This is a genomic window from Priestia flexa (genome assembly GCF_021441905.1).
Taxonomy (GTDB): domain Bacteria; phylum Bacillota; class Bacilli; order Bacillales; family Bacillaceae_H; genus Priestia; species Priestia flexa.
Window position 1 is genome coordinate 1,831,298 of the sequence record NZ_CP090431.1, and the last position, 24,783, is coordinate 1,856,080.

Consider the following 24,783-nt stretch of genomic DNA (forward strand, 5'->3'; position numbering starts at 1 on the left):
ATTAAGCGTATAAACTAGTACTAACTCGTTTTCAAAAAATGAACGGAGGTGCTTTCTTGAAATTCCGATCTCATATCGACCGCTTTTTTGGTATGGTAATAACCACTTCTTTAGCAACCCTTGGCGTAGTATTTTTTCTTCCTCTTTTTTTAGACAGTGAAACAACTCTGCTTGATATTATTATTTCTATTGCATTATTTTTAGCTTGTGGAGGCGTCATGGTATGGTCTAGTTTTTTTGCGACGTATGAACTTCACTCTGATTATCTTATTGTTAAAGGGGGCGTATTGAAGATTCGTATTCCATATGAAGAAATCACAAAGGTAGCCCCAACTCGTAATGTTTTTACGGGATATAAAGTTCTCGCTTCAAAGGATGCTATTGAAATCTTTTATACATCTTCTCTTTTAGGAAGCGTAAAAATCTCACCGGCTAAGCGTGATCTTTTTCTTTCAGAGTTGAAAGCACGCTGCCACAGTAGCTCCTTTAAGTTTTAACGTATCTCTTTTATAAACCCAGTGCTTTTCGGCTGGTAGCCCATTTTTTGATAAAAAAGATGCGCAGCCAGCCGCTCATCTCGGTTGCCGCTGTTTAATCCAATTGCCATGCAGCCTTGACTCTTCGCCCACCTTTCTGCTTCTTTGATCAACATTTTTCCAACGGCTTTTCTTCTAAATTTCTCATGCTGTTTCAAGGCTATACGCGAATTGATTTAACTCTTTGTCCGCTTTCACTTAAAGAAGACTGGAACCGTGGTGATGAAGGTATTTCAACCATATTGCTAGATAAAGATGATTTATTTAGGGCACCACAACTTCTAAGCGATAAACAGTATCATCTTCAAATGCCAACCGAAGCTAACTTTCTAGACTGTTGCAACGAATTTTGGTGGGTTTGTACGTACGTTGTCAAAGGCCTTTGCCGCAATGAATTTTTATATGCAGTAGATCATCTGACTATTCAAGCGAGAACAGAACTTCTGCGCATGATGTCCTGGCGAATTGGTACTGAGCGTGGATTTACGTTTAGTTTAGGAAAAAACAATAAGTACCTTCCAAACTACCTGGAAAAACACGAGTTTCTTGAGCTTCAAAGCACCTATGACGTATCGACCAATAAAAAGGTTTGGCATGCGCTCCAAGCCAGTCAAGTAATGTTTATTCGCGAGTCAACCAAGGTGGCAAAAAGCCAATTGATGACCCTCCGTCCACGCAAGTCATTAAAAGCTGTGACAAATTTTGTATATAGTTATCTACGTTATCTACTATTTGTAAATCAATTGTTTTGGTCATGCATTTTCTCCCCCATATTATAAAGTAACGTGCCCATTCACAAGGTCGTGCTTTTTAATAAATGCTTCAACTTGATTATGAATATCACCTGCATCTTTTCCAACCCACAGCAAGTGTCCCCAATTATCAAGGAGACAAAGAGTTGATGTTGGAATTGATTTTTTTGCATGATGTGCATGCTCAAGTGAGACGGCTTGATCGTTAAGGCTGTGAAGAATAAGGGTTGGACTTTGAATCGCTGTCAGCAAATGATGAAATTGCTTGGACGTATGCTCTAAATCCAACAAGAACCCTTTTCCTGAACGATAGCGATTATTCATACGCTGAAATGCTTCCAGGTCTGAATCTTTCATTTGTTTCATGACTTCTTCTGCCGGAAGTTTACTAAAAGATGGAACAAACTGCTTAAACATAAACTGTACGTTGCGGTTTGACAGACGAGCCACGAGCTTCCACGTCCACTTTTCAGTAAGCGGATGAAATGCAAATTTCGCTACCTTATAATTGAGACTTTTTTTAGACAGCCATTCTTTTGTGACGGCACTTTGTAGAATTAAGCTATTTGTACGGTTTGGATACATTGACGCAAAGCTAATTCCGCTCGGACCTCCCGCTGAGACTGCAATGATATGTACTTTTTTAATGTCTAACTGATCTAACATCTTCGCATAGCAACGAGAAGCTAGTTCGAATGTTTCGCCAAGTTCTTTTGAAGTAGCTCCGTATCCTGGTCTTGACGGTGTTATGATTGAAAACCCGCTTTTTACAAGACGTTCATACCCTAACTCTTCTCGGCAGTTCGAGTGCCCCCCGTGAAATAGTAAGATCGGAGTTCCTGTTCCAACAACTGAATACTCAAGCAGGTGCCCATCTACTTCCATATGATAAATGATTCGCTCCAACCGCTTCACCTCCATTTTCTGTTCTTTACAAGATAGCCAAGAATACTATTCAATATTCGTTTATTCTTCTGTTTCTCCTTTTCTGATCAGGAGAAAATTGTTAAAATACCCCTATACTTCCAGTTATCATTTTACACTAAATTGGTCAAATAAGTTAAACTAGAAAAAAGGAAGAAAAAATTACAATATACTGGTATATTGCTAGAAAAGGTAGGTAATGCAGCGTGTCTCACTTTGAAACAACACTTCAGTTAAAAACAACTATTCTAAATACATCTTTTCAACTTTTCGACTACATAACTACTCGCCCTCACCTATTTGCGATTGCCTTACACCAAGAGCTTGGCTATCCTATAGAGTTTATGTGGAATTCAGACTTTAAGTTTAAAGATGAAAGCGCACCAAGAGTGGTGCTTATTCATGCATACTGCGTGTTACCAAATCATCAATATTTGGATGCAAGAGGCTACGTGTCGCATGACCTAATTGCACAAGAAAAGCCACATCAGCACGCTTACTACGAACGTGTGTCTAGTAAGCAAATTGAAGAGTTAACGAATCTTGGTCGGCTTTGTAAAGAAGAATTGCTTGAGATTGACAGCTTAAGAGACTTTATTAAAGAGCACGTACATGTCTATTCATAAGCTCTATAGGCACTTTGAAGTACCTATATCACTTTAAAGTGCTTACTTTTCATTTTATTAACTCTCTCTTATTATAAGTCATGTACTTACTATTGGAGGTTGATAACATGATTACGCATTTACAAGATACAGTAACATTAAATAACGGCGTAAAGATGCCCGGGTTTGGTTTAGGCGTATTTAAAGTGGAAGAAGGACCTGAGTTAGTTGAAGCTGTAAAAGTTGCGATTAAAAACGGCTACCTCAGTATTGACACAGCAGCCATCTACGAAAACGAAGAAGGCGTTGGTGAAGGAATTCGACAAGGTCTACAAGAGACGGGTCTTTCACGTGAAGAGCTATTCGTAACGTCAAAAGTATGGAATAGTGATTTAGGGTATGAAGAAACGCTTAAAGCCTACGAAACTAGTCTTCAAAAGCTTGGATTAGACTATTTAGATCTTTACCTTATTCATTGGCCAGTTGAAAGAAAATATAAGGACGCATGGCATGCGTTAGAAACGCTTTATAAAGACGGCAAGGTAAAAGCAATTGGCGTAAGCAACTTCCAAATTCATCATTTAGAAGATTTACTACAAGATGCTGAGGTGAAGCCAGTCATCAACCAAGTCGAATATCATCCGCGCTTAACGCAAAAAGAGCTTCGTACTTATTGTGAACAGCAAAACATTCAGCTAGAAGCTTGGTCTCCGCTTATGCAGGGCGAATTGCTTGATAACGATGTGCTGTCTGCGATTGCTGCTAAGTACAATAAATCTACAGCTCAAGTAATCTTGCGCTGGGATGTTCAAAACGGTGTTATTACGATTCCAAAATCAACAAAAGAGCACCGCATTATCCAAAATGCTGATATTTTTGATTTCAAGCTAACGTCTGACGAAATGAAACAAATTGATGCACTAAACCAAAATCACCGAGTAGGTCCAGATCCAGACAACTTTGATTTTTAAGTAAACAAAGAGGATAGACAAATTGTCTATCCTCTTTTCATTCCCTCTGACTCCAAATCCTCTTCATAACTCCTTTTGTAGGAAACAAATCTATTCGATATAAGTCTGGATTCGATAAATTAGACCATTCTTGAAATCCAAAACTAGCATCAAAGTGTCGTAACAACAAGCTCATTAAATTACCGTGCGTAACCAATAATGAGATTTCATTTAGATCACCCACCTCTTCGTATACAACAGCTAGCACACGCTGAGTTGCTTCTTTTGATGACTCTCCACCTTTGAATTGGAGATTTTCATCATGAAATGTTTGCTTTAATAGCTCTAACCAATTGTCTACGGGTTTTCCTGTTAGAACACGTTCCGCTAATCGCTCATCTTGCCTAATTGAAACGCCAACCTCTGCTGCAAAAGGGGCAATCGTATGAATCGTTCTTATGTACGGACTTGATATAATAGTTGAAATACCTAAGGGCTTTAAGTACTCTACTAACGATAGGGCATCTCTTTTTCCTTCTCTCGTTAAAGGGGCATCATGTTCTTGTCCTTCAGCTTTACAGTGCCGGAGTAAATAGATTGTTTTCATTTTCTCCTCCTGAAAAACTAATAATCTCACATAAATTCACAGTGTTCGTTTATTATTCGCGCCTAAAATCATAAATGTCATTTGGAACGTGCAGCGAGTGTCCGTTAATCTCGACCGTATCTTTACCTTGCCAATGAATATCCGCACTGCTTTCTTTATAGTTCCAGTAAATATTCTTTTCTTTATTTCCTTTATTAAAAACAAGCTCCCCTCGAACAGCATAGCCGGTAGTTGCGCCTCCGTCCGAGAGGTATGCTTTTAGCGTATAGGCACCATCGGGTGATGTGGATTCAGTAAGATATTTTCCTTCAGGAAGACGACTCATATCAAAAAATGTCCGATATATGCCGTATCCCAAAAGACTGATACAACCACAGCACCCGATTAATAACCACTTCGTAAGCTTCTCTTTTGTTTTAATGACCTTTAACAACTTCCATCCTCCGCTTTAGTTCACTTTTAAAACTCCATCTTCAATGTATCTCAGTAAAATTTTTCGCTCTTCTTCAAACAGCATAAATAAATCATCCATTTTTGCTACAGGCTTCCATGCTACATCAACAATGAGGTTATCAGGATCTTGGAGCTTCTTTTCTCCACCTACTAACTGAACAGCAAAATATTTAATATGCACATCAACACCGTATGTGACCGTATCGTATTCATGGACTTGACCTAGGATTTCAACCTCGTATCCCGTCTCTTCCAAAACTTCACGAACGCAGCATTCTTCAAACGTTTCACCGCCTTCTAGCCCACCTGACGGAACAGACCATAGCTCTGGGTGATTTGGCTTTTCTTGCGCCACCATTAATAATTCGTTATTTTCATTGATGCAAATCGCTGCTGCGCCTTTCCAGTTTGACATGCAAAATCCTCCTCCATTCAGTTATAGCTTCTTCATTAACAACAGTTCATCTCGAACTGGAATTTCATCATAACCAACCAAAGGAATGCTTGGCTTTTGTTTTCTTGCTTCTTGAACTGCGTTTGGAAATAGGTAAGCTAAATGATAACCACGCCTTTGGTAAAACCGAAGAGCCTTTACGTTATCATTTGTTGTAATGAGCGTTACCTTCGTGCAACCTACGGATTTTGCTTTCTCTTCCACTGCTTTCATGAGGGCCGTGCCGAATCCGCTGTTTTCCTGCAAGCTATCTAACGAGATTATTTCACATTCTTTTTCTCGTATTTCATAGGTGACTAACCCAATGATGTTATTGTGCTCGTCATATAAGATAAACCCACACAGAGAGGAACAGTCATACGCACCAACAGAAGTAACCATTTTTGTACTTCCCCAATGCTTTTCTAAGAATCGACTGACTTCTTCTCTGTCATCAATAACAACGCGGCGAATTTCCACTTTTCAACACCCCTGTTCCCATTTTATACTATTGTTCTATTTTTTTACATAACAAAAGTAAATAAATAACATCTATCCTTTCTACGACTAAAGATGTATTCCTTTTCATTCATTGTACCGTGGCTGTTTTTATGGACTACATCATAAACTAATGGTAAAGGAGTGAATGATGATGATTACCCACTATGCAAATCTCGAACTGCTTACGGTATCTATTCAAGGTGTCAAACAATTTTATGAAAAAGCACTACATTTAGAAATGACAAACGAAACAACTGAGTTTATTCAGTTCAGACTGACTCCATATAGCACGCTTAGTTTCAAGGAATCCTACGAACCAATTAAGCCCGCACACTTTGCCATTCAGGTGTCTTATCAGTTGTTTACTAATGCTGTTACACTTTTAAAAAAATCTGGCGTGTTTTTGTTAGCTCAAAACGAAGGAAATCCTATCGATGAACATAACGGTCGAAAAAACGTGTATTTCCGCGATTGTGACGGTAACTTACTTGAGTTAATTGCACATGACTATATTCATGAAAATAAGTTAAAGGGCTATGGTAAGCTGAATGCATTATATATAAGAGAAGTAGGATTTCCAGTAAAAGACGTTGGAAAGTTTCGAAGCTGGCTAAAAGAAACTTTCAACATGAAAACAGACGAAGATGATGACTACTTTAACTTTGTGATTGGTGGAACAGCTTATGCAGTGGTCGTCTCAGAAAAGCGGCCGTGGATTCCTATCGCCATGAAAGCACTACCTCCTAACATAAAGGTGACGCTCGGTACTCCACTTCCGCTAACCAATCAGCAAAATTTTATAAACAGCGGCTATCAATTCTCTTTAGTACACACACCTGAATTTCAGCACAGTTTTCTTCAGGATTTACGGTTGCCACCTGTTTGCTATTAGGTGTATACTTGTAAAATTATAGAAGATTTATAGACTAGGAGGCGCAGCATGCAAACAACAACAGATACACTACGCTTACTTGAACAACTGGCTCCCAATGCTTGGCCAGCTCATACAACTGAAAAACTCGGTGATTGGACGATGCGCTATACGTTTGGTTATACAAAGCGCGCCAATAGCGTCCACGCGGTTGGCTCACTTCCTTTTGATTTAAACTGGCTTCAAAAGGTTGAGAATTTTTACGAAAGCCGTAACACAGCGTCATGTTTTCATATCTCTCAGCTTTCACCAGCACAGTTAGATGAAACACTGGGTTCAAAAGGTTATAAAAAAAGCGATGAATGCTTTACGATGATGGCAGCCTGTGAAGATACGCTCCAAAATGTCAAGCTGGACATTCAGTATGATGCCGACTATTTACGCGAAGCAACTCCTGCTTGGATTGATGAGTTTCTGACATTAGAAGATTTTTCGAAAGATCGCTTTGACGCCTATACTCATATCTTTTCCAGCATTCACGCTCCTAAGACGTTTCTGCGCTTATCAAGCAATAAAGAAACGGTGGGTTTAGGATCCGTGGTAGTTGAACAAGGGTACGGATGCATCAGCAACGTGATTGTAGACGCTAAGCACCGCCGAAAAGGCATTGCCAAAGAGCTGATGAGCGCGCTCGTTCAATGTGCTCAAAGAGAAGGAGCTGACTATGTTTACCTTCAGGTTGTGAAAGAAAATAAGCCAGCAGTTGATTTGTATGAAAAGCTTGGATTTAAAGCAATGTCCTCTCATCATTATCGTATTCTGAAGAAATAGGTGAAAAAGATGAATGAAATCGATCAATTTTGGCAGGATTTTTGCAAAAAAAACAACCTTACTAACGTCTCGTACAAAGAAGCATTTCAGTTCGGCGCGTCTTCTGGCTGGCTTGCTTCCTTAGTTGTTGAAGGTAAAAAAACAGCTACTACATCTGGCTATGTTTTCTATGAACTTGAAAACGAAGAGTTACCGAAAAAAGGAGATTATTCGATTGTGCTAGACGAAAACAATCAGCCAGTTGCCGTTATTCAAATTCAATCGGTAGACGTTTTGCCGATGAACGAGGTATCAGAAGAATTTGCATTAGCTGAAGGTGAAGGCGACTATGACTTCTGGTGGCGCGCTCACGAAGAATTTTTCACAAACGAATTAAAGCCGTATAGAAAAACATTTTCTCCTGATTTAATGGTCGTTTGTGAGCGTTTTGTAAACCTGAGCTTGAAAAATTATTAACATGTTCAGAGTACATAAAAAAGCTTTTAAGAACCAAATTCTTAAAAGCTTTTTCTATCATTTCTTCACGAAAAAGAGCTGTAACATCTTTTCTAAAAACAGCTCATACTTTCTAAACCAACCTCTAAATTGTGTGAATAGATCATTGGCTTAAATACTTATTTTCTATACTCTTATGGTTTTGTCAGCACTATTCTAGAGGTAGTCTCGGCTTTTCATCTTGATAAATCGAATAAGTTTCTCCATACTTTTCGATATCTGTACACTGCTCATCACTACAGCCAAACAAATATGTACCTTCAGTTGTTCGAACGCTTACATTAAAATAATATGGATATCTGCCACCTTTATTTTTATCCATGCTGCTTTCTATAGCTTTAATATCTTTTGTTTTAGCAATCTCTTGATAGTCTTTACTTTCAATTGTTCTTTGAATCATTTCATTTAGAATGATTTGTTCCTTTTCATCGGGATCATACATCCTATCAAAAGCATAATGCTTAACCAGCCAGTAAGCGTTCATTCCTACACTCATAACCAGTAAAATCTTAACTACTTTTTTCTTCATTTTAAATCGTCCTATTCTTTTACCATTTCTAAAACATTCTTCTGTCCATCAGGGCTTTCAACTACAATTAATTCCTTTGAATATTTTACGCTATAGATCTTTGAACTTTCTTTAAAGTAACTAGATTAATTGTTTTCCGGCATGTCTTGAGGGCGCGTTTGCTTTTGAATAGGCGTAATTTCAAACTCGACGTCCTCTTTATTAACTACTTTCTCCGCTATGTTATTATTACAGCGTAATAGTAACATAGCGGGACAGCAGCTGATTAAGAGGAGCAATTTTTTCATGTGGGTTCCCCTTATAAGTCAGAGTGCATAGATACTTTTCACGTCGCTCCCAACCACTTTATTCTAACTCCACACTCATCACAACACGTTCTTTGTTTAATTCAAACCCATTTTTCTGAAAGAAAGCTGCTGGCTTTCGGTGACCGTTTTCAGTAGATAAGTAGATTTGTGCTACTGCTTGCTGTTTGAGCTGTACTTTTAGAAATTCTAATAAGCTCGTCCCAATGCCGCTAATTTGATCATTGGTATCCACACAAATTTCGTTGAGATAAAAATACTTATTGTTTATCCACTGCTCTTCATTTCCAACGATAAAACCAAGAAGCGGACCATTTTCTTCTTCAAAATAACCAATCCCTAGATAGCCAGGCGTTAAGCTAATATCCATTAATCGCTTATAAGAGCTTTGAAGCGTCCATGGTTCATTCCAAGGTTCCTCGTTAAATACACGCGCAAACAGCTTAGCTGCAGGCTTTAAATCTTTTATAGTAAGCTTTCGAATTGGTTGGTTCATTGTACACGTCCTTTCTTCTTTCTTATTGTGAAATGAGGTTATAATGTCTAAGGGCAAACTCCACGCCATCTTCATCTGATTTTTTCGTCACAAAATCAGCTATTTCCTTTAAGCGTTGACTACCATTTTCCATGGCAACACCAACACCTACAGTTTCAAGCATATCAATATCATTGTCACCATCCCCAAAAGCCATCGCCTCCGAAGGTTGTATCTTAAAGTACTCTAACACTTTTACAATGGCCTGCGACTTTGATACGTCTGTTTCCAATACGTTTACCACATATGGGTGCCAGCGGCGAAACGTATAGTGAGGAAACCTCATCTTATATTGATCGACCACTTCGTCTGTTCCAAACAGACAAAGTAAATAGATTTCTTCTTCGTAAATGGAAGGATGAGTGTCTGGATAGGTTTGAAGCGACAAGGTTTCGGATAAAGCAGCTAAAACACCCTCTTCCTGTACTCCGTTCATGTGAAAGCCTTTCGTGTAAAAAGATAGGGCATGTTGTTTGGAATCTGAGAATTCTACTAGCTCTTTTACGTTGGACTTGCTCATACTCACTTTATGTATAACTTCATTCTGATAAGTCACGTAACCACCATTTGCAGTAATAAACACATCAATACCTAGTTCTTTTAATTCTTCGCACATAGAGAGTGGGCGTCCAGTAGCTGCTACAATAATAATGCCAAGATTTCTTAATAAACTGATGGCACGCTTTGTACTCTCAGGTATTTCGCCCCTCTTGTGATGCGTTAGCGTACCATCAACGTCGAAAAAAATGATTTTGCAGCTCATATTTCCATTTCCTTTCTTTTAGTTCCATTTTAATCCATATACACATTTAAAAAAAGCAAATAATAGAAAAAGCACCAAAACCCTGTTGATTCTAGTGCTTAGCTTACAATTATGAGAAGTGACGATCAATCGTCTCATCAATTTGAGTAAAGATTTTTTTGTAGCCTTCCTTATCTAAATAGCCGATACTTCCGAATAATAAATGATCAACAGGCTCAATTCCTGTAAAATCAAAAACCCCTACATCTGACGTGATTTTTAATCCAGCCGTCATGCCTATCTCATCATAAACAGCGCTTGGTGTTCCGTGGGTATTAATGATAAGACCTTTCTTTCCAGCTAGTAGCTTAGTAATACCTTCTTCACCAGTAGCATATGCAAAGCCGTACGCAAACACACGGTCTACATACCCTTTAATAATAGCCGGAAGACCTGCCCACCAGATTGGATAGATAAACGTAATAACGTCTGCTTGTGTAATATACTCTTGTTCTACTTTAATATCTTGAGGAGTGTTCCCTGCCTTCATTGCTTCCATATCTTCTTCTGTAAATACAGGTTGAAACTTCAGCGCATATAAATCTCGAACAACCACCTCATGATTGTTTTTTTCTAAAGCTTTAACCGTCGCTTCCAATAAAGAGTGATTTAAGCTTTCTTGATGTGGATGTGCATAAATAATTAAATGTTTCATGTTTTCTTCCTCCCATGTTTTTTTATATTTAAATTCAAGCGATAATTTCATATTATAGGGATAGAGGAATTCTGAAAAGTAGTCACTTTTTTATGACCTAGTCGTAAAAAAGTGACCTTTAAGAAAAGAAAGAGAGTTGTCTTATATGGCCCAAAGAGAAAATTGCCCCGTAACTCAAACCCACAATACTATCGCCGGAAAGTGGAAAATTATTATTCTGTAGCATTTAAGCACAAAAACCATTCGCTTTAATGAATTTCAGCGGCTACTTCCTGGCATCTCCAAAGGAACGCTTTCCAATCAGCTTCGCGAGCTAGAAAAGGATGGTATGATTCACCGGGAAGTATACAATGAAGTACCACCTAAAGTAGAATACTCCCTCACTTTTTTAGGCGAAAGTTTTGTACCTATTCTTCAAAGCATGGGGGATTGGAGCAAGAAACATTTGCAGTAACCTGCTGAATAGCTTCTGTATAAGAAGTTATTCAACAGGTTACTTTTTTCTTTTATTATCTTCATATAAATTAAAAATCAATAAATGTAAGCGTTATCTTATAAAAATACGTGTCATCAATACACAAACTCCTGAATATCTTTATATTAAAATACAATTAGGAGGCCTGATTGATTTGTTGATGTTAGAAACCGCTAAGCAAATCGTAAAGCATGTGTACCCGTTTGTCTGTGTGAACCGACACGATATCTTTAAAGGAGACGTTACTTCCTTGCAGCTCTCAAAATATTTAGATCTTCATCCTGCTCACGTACCATACGTCACTGCAACAATTATTTATTTACTCGAAGCAGACGGCTATGTGTCAAAGCCGCTGATAGAATACGGAGGTATTCGAAAATGTCTGCATTAAAAAAGAGGCGTGCTAAGCTAATAAAGCTTACTACGCCTCTTTTAAGCTTTTATCGTAAACGTGGCTCTTACTTTTAGAAACTGGACAAAGACCTCTGGATCACGAGGTGAAATCCGTATCGTTTTACGCTTGCTGTACTTGATTTGAATTTGTTGAGTCGAAAGTGCGGGCGCAATAAACGGTATTTTGACAAAGCAAATACTGCGAATTTCCTTTACATTTATTTTTTTCTTAAAAGGCCCATAATAAATAGTTAACGTTTGGCCTGTGAGGTAATACCCTGTGCGAAACCAAATCGAAAGCAAGAAAGCTGCAAAAAACGCTAAAACAGCTAGTCGGATGAAGTAATGATCTTGAATAAACGGAACCATAAAAATCCCCCATCCCATCACAAAGATTCCATCTACTAAAACCGCAATACTTATGCCCCAAATTAGATACGACAACCACCAATCTTTTTTAGACGGAAAGTACAAAGCTTTTCCTCCTTTTTCTATCCTTTGTTACTTAATCTACGATAGCAATGCTTCTAACTTACCTCTTTTTTAGATTTTCTGATTTTTTCAAACGGATTACTTAAAGCACCTCACTGCTCCCCGTACGCGTATTTTATATAGTAATCACAACAGAACGAGCTTTTCATCCATATTTTCCAGCAAAAAAGTAGACCTTCTGATAAAAGGTCTACTACATCCAAGCATACATTCCCGTCACTAATAAAATAGCAACAACGATTGCCGGTAGCAAATTCGCCACCTTGACTTTGGTAATTCCAATTAAATTTAAGCCGATTGCTAGAATCATAATGCCACCGGTTGCCGTCATTTCGATAATAAGCTGATCCATCAGTGCATCTGGAACTAATCGATCAATTTGTGCAGCAAAAAGAGCTATTAACCCTTGATATAAAACGACAGCAACGGCTGAAAAAATAACGCCAATCCCAAGCGTTGTGCTTAGTAACAGCGAGATAAATCCATCCATTACGGCTTTTGTATACAACACGTCATGATTGCCGCGAATACCACTATCAAGAGCACCGATAATGGCCATTGCTCCCACAACGAAGATTAATGTTGCCGTTACAAAGCCTTCAGCAACACTTCCTTGACCGCTTCCTACCTTGCTTTCAATCCAAGAGCCAATTGACGAAAGCTTCTCTTCTAGCTTCAACGCTTCACCAGCTACTGTACCAATAACAAGGCTTAAAATCACGAGTAAAAATTGCTCGCTTTTCATGCCCATCTGAATTCCTAATACCGCAATTGCTAATCCGATTGCCTGCATGACGGTAGTTTTCATGCTTTCAGGAATGTTCCGACATAAGCTCCCTAAAAGCGTTCCAACAATAATGCCTAATCCATTTGCAAGCGTTCCTAATAAAACCATCTCTATACCTCTTTCACGCTGTATGTACATCCATCATCATACTACGTATTAGTCGATTTCGAAATGTTTTTATTATTTTTATAACATTTCAACAAGCCTTCTCTTTACTCATCCTCTGCCATCTTTAAATTCAGTACTTCTTCCTCATTTTTATAGATAATCTTCATTTTAAATACATCTTCTTTACATGTTCGATCATTAAGCGTACCAACTAAAAAAGAAACAGCGTTATCGTCCAATTTATTCATCATAGCTTTTACGTTTCCCGTTACCGTATCACCATCACTCGTTTGAATTTCAACCGTAATGTATTTCAATTGTTCTGGCGTTAGCTGAATCTCTTTTGGCTCTAGCGTTACCCAATTTGTTTTGCGCTCTTGATAAAGCTTGTGGTCATATATGTATTCAGCACTCCACTCTTTTCCTTCATCAGAGAAAACAGCTTGTCCTTCCACTTCTGTTTTCCCACCAAAAGAACAGCCCACTATACATATAAAAACAAAAGCTACAAGCAGTACTTTCTTCATTTATAATCCCCTTTATATCATCTTACTTCTCTATTTTTCTCACAGGAATAAACGCTTTATAACCAGTAAAGGGTGGCTGACCTAATTTTTCAAAGAAACAGGCATAAGTATCAGCTTATTCAAATAATGGAAAAATTTACACACCTCATTATAATCAGATTTTCCGATAGTTTCAATAAAAGAAAGTGAAAATAATTATACATTTTAAAATTATTGGAAAAATTCATCGTTAGGAAAATAGTAACACGTATAAGGGGCTTAATTAATTAATAAAAAATGAGTTTGGGACATAACAAAATGATTGCTTCAAAAAGACGAACAATAGCTGTTCCCATCTCTTTAGTTTGTCTGAACACGTTCGTTCCATTGCGCTACGCCACACGCTTTCCGCGGGGAGGAGTCGAGTTTTCTACGCTCCATTCCACCCTGTTTCCAAACTGGTTTTTCCCACTCAACAAAAAGCCTGAACGATTAAAAGTTGTGAACTCTCAATTGTTCAGGTATAGTAGGGGCTGAACTACTTATGTCTCAATCTCGGCACAACACTCCACTACTTAGAGTGCTTCATTTTATCAACATATAAGTAATAACCAATTCCAGCTCCGCTAAGACCACTAGCAGCACAGATTCGCATTAAAACCATGAATACGTCAATAAGTTCCATGTGTGACGTTTCAATGAATCCTTCTCCTGAGTCCAATACCTCTTTATAAGGTACAAAAAACACGCCTATACAAAAGCCTAAAACAAGACCATATATAAAACCTTTTTCTACAAACTTTGCCAACCTAATCCCCTCACTTCACCCTTCCCATTATGAACACATCATGATATTCACCTGCATAGAAATGCGCTTTTTTTAGTTGCCCCTCTACTTGAAACCCTTTTTTCTCGTAGAGCTTCATTGCTTTTTTATTTGAGACATTAACCTCTAATTCTAAGCGGATCAGCCCTAAATAGTTGTCTGCAATGTCCAGTAGTGAATCCATAAGAGCACTGCCGACACCTTTTCCGTGATAGTCTGCATGAATAGAGATACCCACTACAGCAATATGACGTTGCTTTCCTGGTTTAACATGAAGACCAGCCATCCCAACCACTTTATCCTCAATCTCTGCCACCATTAAATGCGTATCATGATTCATACTGTTCATAAATTCGCTCGGTGTCTTCACACGCTCTGAAGGTACCGCTAACGTATGGCGCGCAACGGACGGCTGAATTCTAATTTCATGAACAGCCTCTGCGTCATTTGGATGTACGGGTCTAATTTTAAGATCAATCATTTCACACTCTCCCCTTCACGATATGAATAGTCTGGTTTCTTTTTCGTTTTCATCATCGTCAACCCCATGCCTCCGAAAATGAGGACAATGCCAACACTCTGTAAAATATCTGGTCTAAAGCCTGTTAGAAGCGTATCTAGTAGAATAGCTACCGCTGGATCTAAAAACACGAGAACCGAAATGACGTTTGACGATAAAAATCGTAAACTATCAAAAAACAGCAAATAGACTATACCAGTATGTATGATGCCTGTTGTAGCTACAACTATCCAGTTAATAGAAGATAGCTCAGAAAAAGAGTGAAAGCTAACGAGCGGAATCAGCATAAAGATTCCAACCAGGGTTTGTAAAAACGTTGTTGCATAAGGACTTAGCTCTCTAATCCCTTTACCTGCTAGCGTAGTGAATGCATAAAAGAACGCAGCCAAAAGCCCCCAAACCACCCCTGAAGAAAGTAAATCGCTCATTGATGTACCAGCATTAATCCCTGAAACCAAAAGAGTACCGATAAAACAAATCCCCAGTGACATAACCGATATAAGGGTTAACTTTTCTTTATAAAGGATAGCTCCTAAAAGCAAAACAAACACCGGTGCCAAATGATAGATTGAAATAGCAACCGTAACGGACGTTTGTTCAAATGCTTTAAATAAAAACACCCAGTTTAACACAAGAAACACGCCACACACTAACGTTTGAAAAACATCTTTTTTACTCCACTTTTCTTCTTTATACTTTCCAGTTAACACCCAACAAGTGCTTAAAAATAGCGTCGCGCACACGCATCTAACAAAAACAAGCTCCACTGACTGTAAATTAGACCGCTCTGAGAAAAAGCCGATTGAACCAAAAATAACCATGGATACAATCATCTTCAGCTTAGCAGATGAAGAATTGAGAGATGCTTGATTGTGATTCATTCCTTGCACCTCCTATAAAATTGAATTTATTTTACCATAAATATCCTAACGGGACGTAACAAATCTTGAAAAAGGCTTTATTTTCTAAATAGGGTTGCTCATTGTATGTAAGCATGCTACAATTTGCACTAACAAATATGAGAGGAATGATGGATGAACAATGGATAACTAACCTAAATTTTTACGTTTGAAATTTCATAATTTCAAGTCTTAAAAACTTAGGATTAGTCTGCCCATTTTTTAATCATTCCTACAAGCGCTATGTTTATAGGCTTATTTATGCGGGACAATAATGCGGACTCGACTAATCCTTCCAATGAAATTGGGAGGATTTTTTCATTCTCCCTGTACTGAAGGGATGATTCGATGTTAGAACTACTACAATTACAAAAATTGAAGCTTGAGTTAGATGAATACACGCTGTTTAAAGATGTGAATGTAAGTATTCAACAGGGTGACATTATAGGCATTATCGGTAAAAACGGTGCCGGCAAATCCACCTTGCTTCGCTTACTAACTGGAGATATGAATCCAACAGATGGAAAGATTCAGCACTTTCAGCCCAACCTTTCCATTTCTATGGTCGAGCAAGAAGCAAGCTCCTACTCATTTGAAGACGTGTCATCATCAGAAGAAACGCTTTTAAAGAAATGGAATGTTCCAACTGGAAACTTTCAACGATTGAGCGGCGGAGAAAAATTGAAAGCTCGCCTTGCAAGAGGCTTAGCGAGCTACTCTGACCTTTTATTGTTAGATGAACCTACCAACCACCTAGATGCGGACAGCACGGCGCTTTTAATAAAAGAGATAAAGAAATACCGGAGGACCATTCTTCTCGTTTCTCATGACCGCTACTTTTTAGATCAGGTCGCAACAAAAATTTGGTCAATTGAGAATCAAGAAATTATTGTGCACAGTGGAAACTACAGCAGCTATATGAAACACCGTGAACAAGCTCGCCTTACCCAGCAGCGAGAATACGAAAAGCAACAAAAAATGAAAGAGCGCATCAACAATCAAATGAATCAGCTTACCGCTTGGTCACAGTCAGGTCATGCACAATCAACAAAAGAAGAAGGTTTTAAAGAATATCACCGCGTCAAAGCCAAGCGTTTAGATTCACAGGTGAAGTCAAAACAAAAGCGTCTTGAAAAAGAGCTGGAAAAGTTTAAAACAGAAGCTCCCGCTGAGGAGTATCAGGTACAATTTTCATTTACTTCAACTCATAAGCACGGCAAGCGCTTTTTGGAAGTAAAAGACCTGGAAAAATCATTTATAGACCGTGTCTTATTTAAAGAAGCAAACTTCACGATTCAGCACGGTGAGAAAGTAGCGATTATAGGTCCTAACGGCAGCGGAAAAACGACGCTTTTACAAATGATAATGAAAATCGAAGCGCCGACAAAAGGCGAACTATGGATTTCCCCTTCCGCTCAAATTGGGTACTTAACGCAAGAAGTATTTGACCTTCCGCTTGACCAAACGCCAAAGGAGCTTTTTCATCGAGAAACATTTGAAGCTCGTGGACACGTTCAAAACTTAATGAAGCATTTAGGCTTTGTGGCGTCACAGTGGAACGAGCCAATTGCGAACATGAGCATGGGTGAACGCGTAAAGTGTAAACTGATGAAGTACATTCTAGAAGAAAAAGACGTTCTGATTTTAGATGAACCCACCAATCACCTTGACTTACCTTCTCGAGAACAGCTTGAAAAAACGCTAGCGCAGTACAAAGGAACGCTGCTAGTCGTTTCCCATGACCGCTACTTCGTTGAAAAGGTTACTACTGTACAGCTAATTATTGAAAATGAACGCATGAACAAGCAGCTACAAACATCAGGCGATAAGCCAAGCAACATCGATGATAAAGAAAAGCTTCGCTTAACCCTTGAAACCGAGCGTCAGGAAGTGCTTGGGAAGCTAAGTTTTCTCACACCCAATCATAAGGATTATACAGAATTGGATTTGAAGTTTGTGGAACTAACGAAGAGAATTAAAGAGTTACAATAAGCATTCACTACTAGATAAAAGTATTTGTAAAAGTTCTTCATTATGACAAAAGCTCTACTTTTTCAGTAAGGCTTTTGTCTCTTTTTATAGAAAGTAAATCAAACGAGCAATACTTAACGCTAAAAACCCTACCAACCCAGACACCATAGATACCTTTGTTTTAACGCTGCGATGTTCAGCCGTTTCAGAGTGAAAGTTCGCTCTTTGCTGCTCTCCATTGACCCAAGCTCCAATCGAAATTCCAGAAATGATGATAGAGATTATACCAATTACTAGAAATAACTTCACCATACAGGATCCTCCTTATATAAACAATTCTATAATTCCTACCAATATACCAATCACAGCTCCTGAACATAGCCCCCACCATAAAAATAAACTAATTGGGTTTCCTAAGTTCATTACCTCGTGCCAAGATGCTTTGGTACGGTTATGTAGCTAATATCGTTTCAGTTGAATAAATTGCTATATGTTGAAAGCCACAGACATAACAAGTAACACAACTAGTCCAGCTAAAAGCTGATTATTCATGTTTAACATATCCATTTTTAGTATTTATTTACATATAAGTATTTTAGGTTTGAAAAGTTTCACTACTATTCAATTATTCACTTTTTCTAGTAAACTTGAATGACAAGAAAAAGCGATTAGAAACTAAAGAGTCTAATCGCTTTTCTCTGTTTGAGCTATTCATTTAAGCTTCGTTTCTCACTTTATGAAATAAAGACATAATCAGCCAGATCACTGCTGGAAAGACAGTTCCTCCAATAATCATATAGGCTAGCAGACGAGCTGAGTCATAATCACCCAATACCAAGACAAGAACTGCCATTATGACAAGAGCAGCTGGTATAATTTTCAACAAAGCAACCAAACCCTTCTTTTCCTCCACTTTCCATTTATTATTATAGGATGCGATGGCAGTCAAAGTTGCTGGAAAGGCAACAACTGTTAGCACGATACCAATCACAGTCAGCAGCGAATGTAAAACTCCAGAGCTCATCATCGTTCCCAACCACGCAAGCGCTGTGAGTACTACTAATGAAATCGCGATATACCCCATGGAATTAGACAAGCTTTTATATTTTTCAACTAACGTCTCAGAGTCGCTATAAATCGCTTTTGTACCAGATTCTGCTCGAAACAAATGAATATCTCCTTCTGAAGTTACGTGAGACCACCCGGCGGATGCAAAAACATCAAAGTATTCATCTTCTTCTCCTACTTCAAGGGATCGGTAGTCTACGCTGTAGATATAGTCTGAGCTTTCTCCTTTTTCAAGCGTGTACCCCAAAAATTTAAAACCAGTAACGTGCCATCCTTTTAAAGAAAATCGGCGTAATTTTTTCATATCCTTCTCTTCAGCAAAAGCAAGGCCACCTGACATGATGTACTTGGTTTGTTTCATTCTTCATCCTCCCCCAATCCCGTTTCAGCTAGCTCAATCATCATTTTTCTAAGGGTTACATCTTCTCTAAGCACAGTTCTTCCTGAATCGGTAAGGAAATACGTTTTACGTCTTGAATCTGAAGCATCGTATAAGTAAATCCATTCTTTTTCTAACAGCTTCTTAATAATGGTATACATGGAAGCGGGCCCTATTGTAATGGTGCCCTTTGATGTTTCTTCGATTAAATTCATAATAGCATAGCCGTGTCTTGGCTTTGTTAAAGCTGCCATTATGTAAAACATTGAATCTGTTAACTGCTCTGTTTTTCCCAAATCCTCACCTCTTATATCACTTCAAGATATATCATATTACGATATAACTAAATAAAATATATCACAATGTGATATAACTGTCTAGATTAAAATTGGATTTTATTTCAAGATTAATGAAAGCAGAAAGTAGGTCTTCCAAATACAAAAGTGCGTTCTCACAAGAGAGCGCACTTGAAGATTACCTTTATAAAGGTTAACACTTTTATATAAAAGCAGTTTGTTTTTATTCCTCTTCTTCATCAAACCAAAAATCTAATAATACTGCGGCTATTTCTTGATTATCATATTGAACGTAAGCTGGATAGTAACCGTCACCTATGCCGGACATCGACACAACTCCACCAGGGACGATACCAGCTTCATATTCAGAAGATGCGACTGCATCGCAGCAAGCTACATAATACGTAAGACCTTCTTCATCCATATTAATCTCATGCACATTTTCCACTTCATATGTAATTGCGTCGTCTCTTCCATAAACAGATGCATCAAATATTCCTGCTGTGGCTGAATCTACTCCAACTTCTTTTCCAGTGTCAATCCAATTATCAGTCATTTCAAACTCAGTTTGCGTAGCTACTAATTTACTTATCGTAAAATCATCGTAATAGTAAACTGTTGCCGTCCACTCACCTTTTTTAGCAGAGTCTAATTGCCATGCAAAATCTTCATTATCGTCTACTGCACAATCAATTGGATAACACGGGTCTGAAATGATAAGCTGAAGACCAGTCACATGAAAGCTACCTAATTTTTCACTATTCATCTTGTATTCCCCTAACTATTTATCTTACTTCTAATAAAAATGGTACTATAAAAACATAGTACCATTTTTGATTTACTTTTTTATAAATTGTTAAAAATTATCACCTTACTGGCTTTTACCTTTAAATGCTTTCACTACTTCTTTTGTTGCTTCTGCAATAAGCTTGTCGTCGTACGAAGCATCTTTTTCATTACGACTTGAAAGCACTGCAAGAACAATAGGATCACCTTTCTTTTGCCAAATGACGGCAATGTCATTACGCGTTCCATATAATCCTGCCCCTGTTTTGTCCGCTACTTCCCAATTCTTTGGTACTCCTGAACGAATCAATGCATCTCCTGTAGTATTTCGCTTCATCCAGTCAATTAAAAGCTCACGTTTTTCAACAGGAAGTGCATCTCCTAAAGTAAAAGCTTGCAGGCTCGTAGCTAGTGCTTTCGCCGTACTCGTATCAGCGATTTCGCCTGGCGGTACATCATTAAGCTCCGGCTCAATTCGCACGGGATTTGTCACGTCATCTCCTAGTTCTCTAAGAGCTTTTTTAAACCCTATCGGTCCACCTATCTCTTCAAGAATAAGGTTTCCAGCTGTATTATCACTATAGCGAAGCGATGCATCAGATAGTTCTTTCAGCGTCATTCCCACATCAATATATTTTTCTGTAATGGGATTGTAGTTCACTAGATCATCACGCGTATATGTAATTCGTTTATCAAGGTCTTTAATGGAGTTTTTCTGCAGCAACACCCCAACGGCTAAAGCTTTGTGAGTAGACGTATAGGCAAAACGTTCATTAGGACGGTAAGCAATTGTTTTATTTGTACCTGTATCCAACGCATAGACACCAAGCTTAGCGTCGTACTTATTCTCAAGCTTAGCAAGTTTTCTTTCGATTGTAGTCTCATGTTTAAGTTCAGCTGATGATATATTCCCTCCAGAAAAGCCAACAAGCGTTACGCATGAAAGAAATAAGACAGGGGCGACTTTTTTTAATTTTAAACGATTAGAAATCCACTTCTTTAGTGTCATAATCATCCAACCTTTCCCTAATTAGTCATTTTACTGATAGCTTTATGGTACCATTTCTTAGGAGTCGTTGATGTGAGATATGTATGATACTCACATGATATAAATCTGAATATTCTTTCTATTAATGGTGCTAATCCATAAAAAAACTCTTTCTTTTAATAGAAAGAGCTCTATTAATTTATAAGCTTGGACTTCTTCACTCTGCACAATGAAGGTAAAAGTGATCAAGAGTGTCCAGTAGCTTCTTTTTCACTACGACTTTTACTGGTTTAGACGTTTGGAGATTTGAATTCATGACATCTCTCCTTATCGAAATGTTATATTTTACTATTCTGGCATAAATAGTAAAAAAAGGAGCTACTCATCACGAGTAACTCCTTCTCTTTACATCTTCTTCAATTCATTTGCTAAAAACTCAACGTCTGTTCCAACAACAATCTGAAGGTCTTGGCCACTTAGCTTTAGTACACCTTTCGCTCCCAACCTTTTTAGCTCAACTTCATTTATGATACTCGTATCTTTGACTTTTAAACGAAGGCGCGTCACACAATTATCCACTTCAAGTAAGTTTCCTCTTCCGCCAAGTGCTTCTGCGTAAGCTTTCGCAAGGTCACCGTAACTACCTGTTAACGCTCCGCTTTCTTCAAATTCTCCTTCTACTTCATCTTCACGCCCCGGTGTTTTTAGATCAAGCTTAATAATTAAATAGTAGAAAATCATAAAGTACAGCAGCGCATAAATGAGGCCAACACCGGCTAAAAGCAGCGGTTTCTGTGCAATTCCAAAATTTAAGAAGTAGTCGATGGCTCCCGCTGAAAATCCAAAGCCGTGATGAATATCAAGCAGGTACGTAATCGACATAGCAGAACCGGTTAAAATAGCGTGAATCACGTATAACACCGGCGATAAAAACATAAATAAAAATTCAATTGGCTCCGTAATCCCTGTTAAAAACGAGGTAAGTGCTAAACCTGCAAATACACCCATCATCGCTTTTCGACGCTCTTTTTTCGCAGCGGCAACCATGGCAAATGCAGCTGCTGGAAGGCCAAACATCATGATAGGGAAAAAGCCCGTCATAAACATTCCCGCAGAAGGATCTTTTGCTAAAAAGCGCCATAGGTCTCCTTTTATAACTTCACCCGCAGCGTTTGTAAACTCACCAAACTCAAACCAAACGAGCGTATTTAAGATATGATGCAAGCCAAGCGGAATTAGCATACGATTTAAGAACCCAAATACTCCGACTCCCGCTGCTCCAGCTCCAATAATCCACTCACCAATATTATCAATAAAGTGCTGAACAAAGATCCAAACATATCCAAACACAAAAGCCAACACAAGCATCACAAGCGATGTGACAATTGGCACAAAACGTTTTCCACCAAAGAAGCCAAGCCAGTCTGGTAATTTAATAGTATGATAGCGGTTATATAAAAGCCCGGCAATGACCCCAGCGATAATTCCTCCAAGCACGCCCATATTAATCTCTTCATTAATAGCAGCCGCTCCTTCTGTCAGTACAAAGTACCCGACAGCACCTGCTAACGCAGCGGCTCCGCTGCCATCTTTTGAAAATCCAATCGCAACTCCTATCGCAAACAAAAGAGCTAAATGCCCGAAAACAGCGTTACCCGCCGCCGATATAAATGGTATACCTAAGAAATCATCTTGACCTAGCCGGAGCAAAAGCGCAGCAGCAGGCATAATCGCAATCGGAAGCATTAACGATTTACCGATTTTTTGAAGAAAACCTAACATAACAAACACCCCTCTTTTTTAGGATATACTACATAATTATGTAAGCGTTTTCTTTATTAGCCCATGCTATCTGCTTAGACAAGTTGTTTTTTTTCAAATATATGAAACCTTTCAATTCGCTCGTCGTATAGTCTAGTAGGAAACCCTAAAAAGGAGGAATTCTTATCGGAGAAGCGATTGTTCCTTTTATTATTTTGATTCCTTTTCTTATTCTCGCGTTTGTTCTTTCAAAAGGAAAAGGTGGTTTTTTGATCGCCGGCTATAATACCTTACCCGCTGAGAAAAAAGCGGAATACGATGAGGTGGCTCTATGTAAATTTATGGGCAAGATCATGTATGCCATTTCGCTTGGGATTTTGCTGGTAGGTTTAAGCGAAGTGCTCGCCAACCAGCTGCTATTAGTTATTGGTATCATAGTGTTTGTCGTATCAATTGTGTTTGCGCTCATTTATTTGAATACAGGCAATCGGTTTAAGAAAAGATAGACATAAGAAACCCGCTCAGATTTTCGGTCTGAGCGGGCTTCTTTTCTTCGTTGGTTTACTAACGATACTATGTTGACCAGCTGCTTACTTTTAATAGTGACACTTCACCAGGCTACAGCCAATCTTTTCTTTCTATTACCTATGCATGAATTTCTTTCAAATTTCTTATTAACTCTTCTTCGTTACTTTTTTCAGTAAGGTGAAGAAGAGTCTTTGATTGATCCTTTTTCCAATACTTATTCATTAAGCTTAAAATAACCGGTTTAACATGTTGTTCAACTGTACATATTTTATCTGTTGCTCGATCTACTATCTTTCGCTTTATGTTATTGGTTAAGCTCCCGTTTAGTAAACGGCTATGCATCCTCTCCATACAAACAGACGAGGAACATCCAAAAAAATAATTATATTTGACTCTTGAAATCGGCTCTCATAAACAGCTCGAGGGCACCATCCCTCTATAATCCAACTGTCTTTTCCCATTAACTTACCTAGTTCTCGAGAAAAATGTCTGATTTGTTGTCTCGTTGGAAAAGGTGTTGTTTTTAAAGTTTTTAACTCTTCATCAATACTATAGGTCGGAACCTTTAGCTTCTTACTAAGGTTTTGACTCAGCGTCGTTTTTCCAGCACATGCATTTCCAAGGATAGAGATTTTATAAATGCTAAGCACCTCCTTAGTAATACATATTGCTTTAATCTTGTACAAATTATCTCTTTTTATAAGTTAATTCGATGTTTGATATGACTTTGCATCTTTGGGAGATTGACTAAAATTCACCCGCCAAAACAAGATGAATATTCCACCACTCCGCTTACATGATCTAAATCATGTGGACGTAGCTCTTTGACCATAAACAATTCATCCGCTATTTCAAATGGGGCTTTGATTCCATGCGCAGATGCTTTTACAAAGCCAAACTTCGGATAATAAGCTTGGTGTCCGAGCACAATAACCGAACCAAACCTTAATCTAGCGGCTACATCTAAACTTTTATTGATTAATTGTGTACCGATACCTTTCTTCTGATGTGCTGGCAGTACGGATACCGGCGCGAGAGCCAGCGTTTCTGCTCGCTCTGTGCCAATATACGCTTTCGTTAACAGAACATGCCCCACAATTTCTCCATGCAGTTCATACACAAGCGATAGCTCTTCAATCCATTCGGTGGACTCTCGAAGACAGTGGACAAGTCTATGTTCCGTTTGATCACTGAACTTCTCGTCTTGAAACGCCAA

Annotated in this window: 34 protein-coding genes and 1 pseudogene; 11 read left to right on the forward strand and 24 right to left on the reverse strand. The window is 38.4% G+C overall.

The genetic code is table 11. From position 1 onward, the window contains the following. Nucleotides 1-56: 56 nt before the first annotated feature. The gene (locus tag LZP85_RS09375; protein ID WP_025907988.1) at nt 57-497 is read left to right on the forward strand and encodes a PH domain-containing protein; all 441 of its coding nucleotides are present in this window, start codon (nt 57-59) and stop codon (nt 495-497) included. On the opposite strand, the gene LZP85_RS09380 is transcribed toward LZP85_RS09375, so the two are convergent. Further along, nucleotides 494-652 carry a GNAT family N-acetyltransferase gene (locus LZP85_RS09380; RefSeq protein ID WP_234562179.1) on the reverse strand — a complete coding sequence of 53 codons (159 nt, stop codon included), beginning with the start codon at nt 650-652 and terminating at the stop codon, nt 494-496. The two genes, LZP85_RS09375 and LZP85_RS09380, sit on opposite strands and share 4 nt — an antisense overlap. Here LZP85_RS09380 and LZP85_RS09385 point away from each other — a divergent pair. Beyond that, nucleotides 614-1,315: an aminoglycoside 6-adenylyltransferase gene (locus LZP85_RS09385; RefSeq protein WP_234562181.1), complete on the forward strand. Its 702-nt coding sequence runs from the start codon at nt 614-616 to the stop codon at nt 1,313-1,315. The two genes, LZP85_RS09380 and LZP85_RS09385, sit on opposite strands and share 39 nt — an antisense overlap. On the opposite strand, the gene LZP85_RS09390 is transcribed toward LZP85_RS09385, so the two are convergent. After that, entirely contained in the window at nt 1,310-2,194 is an 885-nt protein-coding gene (locus LZP85_RS09390; RefSeq protein WP_206833598.1) for an alpha/beta fold hydrolase, read from the reverse strand. The two genes, LZP85_RS09385 and LZP85_RS09390, sit on opposite strands and share 6 nt — an antisense overlap. Nucleotides 2,195-2,418: 224 nt before the next feature. Between LZP85_RS09390 and LZP85_RS09395 the strand changes: the two genes are divergently transcribed. Beyond that, the gene (locus tag LZP85_RS09395; RefSeq protein WP_076513716.1) at nt 2,419-2,838 is read left to right on the forward strand and encodes a hypothetical protein; all 420 of its coding nucleotides are present in this window, start codon (nt 2,419-2,421) and stop codon (nt 2,836-2,838) included. 107 nt (nt 2,839-2,945) lie between these two features. Next, entirely contained in the window at nt 2,946-3,788 is an 843-nt protein-coding gene (locus LZP85_RS09400; RefSeq protein WP_234562183.1) for an aldo/keto reductase, read from the forward strand. 37 nt (nt 3,789-3,825) lie between these two features. On the opposite strand, the gene LZP85_RS09405 is transcribed toward LZP85_RS09400, so the two are convergent. Genes LZP85_RS09405 through LZP85_RS09420 form a run of 4 tightly spaced genes read right to left on the reverse strand, consistent with a single transcriptional unit; the run spans nt 3,826 to nt 5,740 of the window. Then, complete coding sequence (locus tag LZP85_RS09405) at nt 3,826-4,374, reverse strand: histidine phosphatase family protein (protein WP_119543923.1); 549 nt, start codon at nt 4,372-4,374, stop codon at nt 3,826-3,828. A gap of 52 nt (nt 4,375-4,426) precedes the next feature. Continuing rightward, nucleotides 4,427-4,807, reverse strand: a complete 381-nt coding sequence (locus LZP85_RS09410) for a DUF5412 domain-containing protein (protein ID WP_182840869.1) — start codon at nt 4,805-4,807, stop codon at nt 4,427-4,429. Between the two features lie 15 nt (nt 4,808-4,822). Then, entirely contained in the window at nt 4,823-5,242 is a 420-nt protein-coding gene (locus LZP85_RS09415; RefSeq protein WP_025907998.1) for an NUDIX hydrolase, read from the reverse strand. Between the two features lie 21 nt (nt 5,243-5,263). Further along, a complete protein-coding gene (locus tag LZP85_RS09420; RefSeq protein ID WP_224840236.1) occupies nt 5,264-5,740 on the reverse strand; it encodes a GNAT family N-acetyltransferase in 477 nt (158 codons plus the stop codon). A gap of 172 nt (nt 5,741-5,912) precedes the next feature. Between LZP85_RS09420 and LZP85_RS09425 the strand changes: the two genes are divergently transcribed. Genes LZP85_RS09425 through LZP85_RS09435 form a run of 3 tightly spaced genes read left to right on the forward strand, consistent with a single transcriptional unit; the run spans nt 5,913 to nt 7,919 of the window. Next, a complete protein-coding gene (locus LZP85_RS09425; protein WP_119543922.1) occupies nt 5,913-6,653 on the forward strand; it encodes a VOC family protein in 741 nt (246 codons plus the stop codon). Nucleotides 6,654-6,701: 48 nt separating this feature from the next. Further along, the gene (locus LZP85_RS09430) at nt 6,702-7,463 is read left to right on the forward strand and encodes a GNAT family N-acetyltransferase (RefSeq protein WP_119543921.1); all 762 of its coding nucleotides are present in this window, start codon (nt 6,702-6,704) and stop codon (nt 7,461-7,463) included. A 9-nt stretch (nt 7,464-7,472) separates the two neighbouring features. After that, nucleotides 7,473-7,919: an ASCH domain-containing protein gene (locus LZP85_RS09435; RefSeq protein WP_119543920.1), complete on the forward strand. Its 447-nt coding sequence runs from the start codon at nt 7,473-7,475 to the stop codon at nt 7,917-7,919. Between the two features lie 190 nt (nt 7,920-8,109). Here LZP85_RS09435 and LZP85_RS09440 read toward each other — a convergent pair whose 3' ends face one another. From LZP85_RS09440 to LZP85_RS09460, 5 genes are all read right to left on the reverse strand, one after another. Further along, entirely contained in the window at nt 8,110-8,487 is a 378-nt protein-coding gene (locus LZP85_RS09440) for a hypothetical protein (RefSeq protein ID WP_119543919.1), read from the reverse strand. A gap of 125 nt (nt 8,488-8,612) precedes the next feature. Further along, nucleotides 8,613-8,774 carry a hypothetical protein gene (locus LZP85_RS09445; RefSeq protein WP_206782631.1) on the reverse strand — a complete coding sequence of 54 codons (162 nt, stop codon included), beginning with the start codon at nt 8,772-8,774 and terminating at the stop codon, nt 8,613-8,615. Nucleotides 8,775-8,832: 58 nt separating this feature from the next. Further along, a complete protein-coding gene (locus tag LZP85_RS09450; RefSeq protein WP_206833599.1) occupies nt 8,833-9,288 on the reverse strand; it encodes a GNAT family N-acetyltransferase in 456 nt (151 codons plus the stop codon). 22 nt (nt 9,289-9,310) lie between these two features. Further along, a complete protein-coding gene (locus LZP85_RS09455; protein WP_119542838.1) occupies nt 9,311-10,090 on the reverse strand; it encodes a Cof-type HAD-IIB family hydrolase in 780 nt (259 codons plus the stop codon). Between the two features lie 109 nt (nt 10,091-10,199). Continuing rightward, the gene (locus LZP85_RS09460) at nt 10,200-10,784 is read right to left on the reverse strand and encodes an NAD(P)H-dependent oxidoreductase (protein WP_206782633.1); all 585 of its coding nucleotides are present in this window, start codon (nt 10,782-10,784) and stop codon (nt 10,200-10,202) included. Between the two features lie 145 nt (nt 10,785-10,929). On the opposite strand from LZP85_RS09460, the pseudogene LZP85_RS09465 reads away from it, so the two are divergent. Beyond that, a pseudogene (locus tag LZP85_RS09465) lies at nt 10,930-11,238 on the forward strand (winged helix-turn-helix transcriptional regulator). A gap of 181 nt (nt 11,239-11,419) precedes the next feature. Beyond that, on the forward strand, nt 11,420-11,650 hold the full coding sequence (locus tag LZP85_RS09470) for a hypothetical protein (protein WP_224840247.1): 231 nt from the start codon (nt 11,420-11,422) through the stop codon (nt 11,648-11,650). Between the two features lie 41 nt (nt 11,651-11,691). Here LZP85_RS09470 and LZP85_RS09475 read toward each other — a convergent pair whose 3' ends face one another. The 6 genes from LZP85_RS09475 to LZP85_RS09500 all read right to left on the reverse strand — a co-directional run bounded on the left by LZP85_RS09475 (nt 11,692) and on the right by LZP85_RS09500 (nt 15,772). Continuing rightward, nucleotides 11,692-12,126, reverse strand: coding sequence for a PH domain-containing protein (locus LZP85_RS09475; protein WP_025908007.1), 435 nt, complete (start codon nt 12,124-12,126; stop codon nt 11,692-11,694). A gap of 211 nt (nt 12,127-12,337) precedes the next feature. Then, nucleotides 12,338-13,039: a DUF554 domain-containing protein gene (locus LZP85_RS09480; protein ID WP_119544178.1), complete on the reverse strand. Its 702-nt coding sequence runs from the start codon at nt 13,037-13,039 to the stop codon at nt 12,338-12,340. Between the two features lie 104 nt (nt 13,040-13,143). Next, the gene (locus LZP85_RS09485; protein WP_119544177.1) at nt 13,144-13,566 is read right to left on the reverse strand and encodes a hypothetical protein; all 423 of its coding nucleotides are present in this window, start codon (nt 13,564-13,566) and stop codon (nt 13,144-13,146) included. Nucleotides 13,567-14,116: 550 nt separating this feature from the next. Then, nucleotides 14,117-14,353, reverse strand: coding sequence for a hypothetical protein (locus LZP85_RS09490; protein ID WP_119544176.1), 237 nt, complete (start codon nt 14,351-14,353; stop codon nt 14,117-14,119). Nucleotides 14,354-14,363: 10 nt separating this feature from the next. After that, nucleotides 14,364-14,852, reverse strand: coding sequence for a GNAT family N-acetyltransferase (locus LZP85_RS09495; RefSeq protein ID WP_119544175.1), 489 nt, complete (start codon nt 14,850-14,852; stop codon nt 14,364-14,366). Then, entirely contained in the window at nt 14,849-15,772 is a 924-nt protein-coding gene (locus tag LZP85_RS09500) for a DMT family transporter (RefSeq protein WP_119544174.1), read from the reverse strand. The genes LZP85_RS09495 and LZP85_RS09500 overlap by 4 nt, the downstream gene beginning before the upstream one ends. 366 nt (nt 15,773-16,138) lie before the next feature. On the opposite strand from LZP85_RS09500, the gene abc-f reads away from it, so the two are divergent. Next, nucleotides 16,139-17,782: a ribosomal protection-like ABC-F family protein gene (gene abc-f, locus LZP85_RS09505; protein WP_206833600.1), complete on the forward strand. Its 1,644-nt coding sequence runs from the start codon at nt 16,139-16,141 to the stop codon at nt 17,780-17,782. 84 nt (nt 17,783-17,866) lie between these two features. Here the strand turns inward: abc-f and LZP85_RS09510 are convergent, their stop codons facing one another. The 6 genes from LZP85_RS09510 to nagE form a co-directional block, all read right to left on the reverse strand. After that, complete coding sequence (locus tag LZP85_RS09510; RefSeq protein ID WP_206782637.1) at nt 17,867-18,073, reverse strand: DUF5316 family protein; 207 nt, start codon at nt 18,071-18,073, stop codon at nt 17,867-17,869. Between the two features lie 403 nt (nt 18,074-18,476). Continuing rightward, entirely contained in the window at nt 18,477-19,190 is a 714-nt protein-coding gene (locus tag LZP85_RS09515) for a DUF2812 domain-containing protein (protein WP_119542770.1), read from the reverse strand. Continuing rightward, nucleotides 19,187-19,504 (reverse strand): PadR family transcriptional regulator, encoded by a 318-nt coding sequence (locus tag LZP85_RS09520; RefSeq protein WP_119542771.1) that lies wholly within the window; start codon nt 19,502-19,504, stop codon nt 19,187-19,189. The genes LZP85_RS09515 and LZP85_RS09520 overlap by 4 nt, the downstream gene beginning before the upstream one ends. Nucleotides 19,505-19,727: 223 nt before the next feature. Further along, complete coding sequence (locus tag LZP85_RS09525) at nt 19,728-20,270, reverse strand: DUF4241 domain-containing protein (protein WP_119542772.1); 543 nt, start codon at nt 20,268-20,270, stop codon at nt 19,728-19,730. Between the two features lie 105 nt (nt 20,271-20,375). Then, a complete protein-coding gene (bla, locus tag LZP85_RS09530; protein ID WP_206833637.1) occupies nt 20,376-21,302 on the reverse strand; it encodes a class A beta-lactamase in 927 nt (308 codons plus the stop codon). Between the two features lie 381 nt (nt 21,303-21,683). Beyond that, the gene (gene nagE / locus LZP85_RS09535) at nt 21,684-23,060 is read right to left on the reverse strand and encodes an N-acetylglucosamine-specific PTS transporter subunit IIBC (RefSeq protein ID WP_206833601.1); all 1,377 of its coding nucleotides are present in this window, start codon (nt 23,058-23,060) and stop codon (nt 21,684-21,686) included. A gap of 194 nt (nt 23,061-23,254) precedes the next feature. On the opposite strand from nagE, the gene LZP85_RS09540 reads away from it, so the two are divergent. Beyond that, on the forward strand, nt 23,255-23,545 hold the full coding sequence (locus LZP85_RS09540; protein WP_224840234.1) for a DUF3784 domain-containing protein: 291 nt from the start codon (nt 23,255-23,257) through the stop codon (nt 23,543-23,545). A gap of 776 nt (nt 23,546-24,321) precedes the next feature. Here LZP85_RS09540 and LZP85_RS09545 read toward each other — a convergent pair. Then, complete coding sequence (locus tag LZP85_RS09545) at nt 24,322-24,783, reverse strand: GNAT family N-acetyltransferase (RefSeq protein ID WP_242531517.1); 462 nt, start codon at nt 24,781-24,783, stop codon at nt 24,322-24,324.

Bases quoted from the DNA above. Each gene is read 5' to 3' on its own strand.
- LZP85_RS09470 (WP_224840247.1), top strand. From the start codon at position 11,420: ATGTTAGAAACCGCTAAGCAAATCGTAAAGCATGTGTACCCGTTTGTC.
- LZP85_RS09495 (WP_119544175.1), bottom strand. From the start codon at position 14,852: ATGATTGATCTTAAAATTAGACCCGTACATCCAAATGACGCAGAGGCT.
- LZP85_RS09445 (WP_206782631.1), bottom strand. From the start codon at position 8,774: ATGAAAAAATTGCTCCTCTTAATCAGCTGCTGTCCCGCTATGTTACTA.
- LZP85_RS09525 (WP_119542772.1), bottom strand. From the start codon at position 20,270: ATGAATAGTGAAAAATTAGGTAGCTTTCATGTGACTGGTCTTCAGCTT.
- LZP85_RS09435 (WP_119543920.1), top strand. From the start codon at position 7,473: ATGAATGAAATCGATCAATTTTGGCAGGATTTTTGCAAAAAAAACAAC.
- nagE (WP_206833601.1), bottom strand. From the start codon at position 23,060: ATGTTAGGTTTTCTTCAAAAAATCGGTAAATCGTTAATGCTTCCGATT.
- LZP85_RS09485 (WP_119544177.1), bottom strand. From the start codon at position 13,566: ATGAAGAAAGTACTGCTTGTAGCTTTTGTTTTTATATGTATAGTGGGC.
- LZP85_RS09425 (WP_119543922.1), top strand. From the start codon at position 5,913: ATGATTACCCACTATGCAAATCTCGAACTGCTTACGGTATCTATTCAA.
- LZP85_RS09515 (WP_119542770.1), bottom strand. From the start codon at position 19,190: ATGAAACAAACCAAGTACATCATGTCAGGTGGCCTTGCTTTTGCTGAA.
- LZP85_RS09460 (WP_206782633.1), bottom strand. From the start codon at position 10,784: ATGAAACATTTAATTATTTATGCACATCCACATCAAGAAAGCTTAAAT.
- LZP85_RS09430 (WP_119543921.1), top strand. From the start codon at position 6,702: ATGCAAACAACAACAGATACACTACGCTTACTTGAACAACTGGCTCCC.
- LZP85_RS09450 (WP_206833599.1), bottom strand. From the start codon at position 9,288: ATGAACCAACCAATTCGAAAGCTTACTATAAAAGATTTAAAGCCTGCA.
- LZP85_RS09455 (WP_119542838.1), bottom strand. From the start codon at position 10,090: ATGAGCTGCAAAATCATTTTTTTCGACGTTGATGGTACGCTAACGCAT.
- abc-f (WP_206833600.1), top strand. From the start codon at position 16,139: ATGTTAGAACTACTACAATTACAAAAATTGAAGCTTGAGTTAGATGAA.
- LZP85_RS09405 (WP_119543923.1), bottom strand. From the start codon at position 4,374: ATGAAAACAATCTATTTACTCCGGCACTGTAAAGCTGAAGGACAAGAA.
- LZP85_RS09400 (WP_234562183.1), top strand. From the start codon at position 2,946: ATGATTACGCATTTACAAGATACAGTAACATTAAATAACGGCGTAAAG.
- LZP85_RS09510 (WP_206782637.1), bottom strand. From the start codon at position 18,073: ATGGTGAAGTTATTTCTAGTAATTGGTATAATCTCTATCATCATTTCT.
- LZP85_RS09380 (WP_234562179.1), bottom strand. From the start codon at position 652: ATGTTGATCAAAGAAGCAGAAAGGTGGGCGAAGAGTCAAGGCTGCATG.
- LZP85_RS09415 (WP_025907998.1), bottom strand. From the start codon at position 5,242: ATGTCAAACTGGAAAGGCGCAGCAGCGATTTGCATCAATGAAAATAAC.
- LZP85_RS09480 (WP_119544178.1), bottom strand. From the start codon at position 13,039: ATGGTTTTATTAGGAACGCTTGCAAATGGATTAGGCATTATTGTTGGA.
- LZP85_RS09500 (WP_119544174.1), bottom strand. From the start codon at position 15,772: ATGAATCACAATCAAGCATCTCTCAATTCTTCATCTGCTAAGCTGAAG.
- LZP85_RS09440 (WP_119543919.1), bottom strand. From the start codon at position 8,487: ATGAAGAAAAAAGTAGTTAAGATTTTACTGGTTATGAGTGTAGGAATG.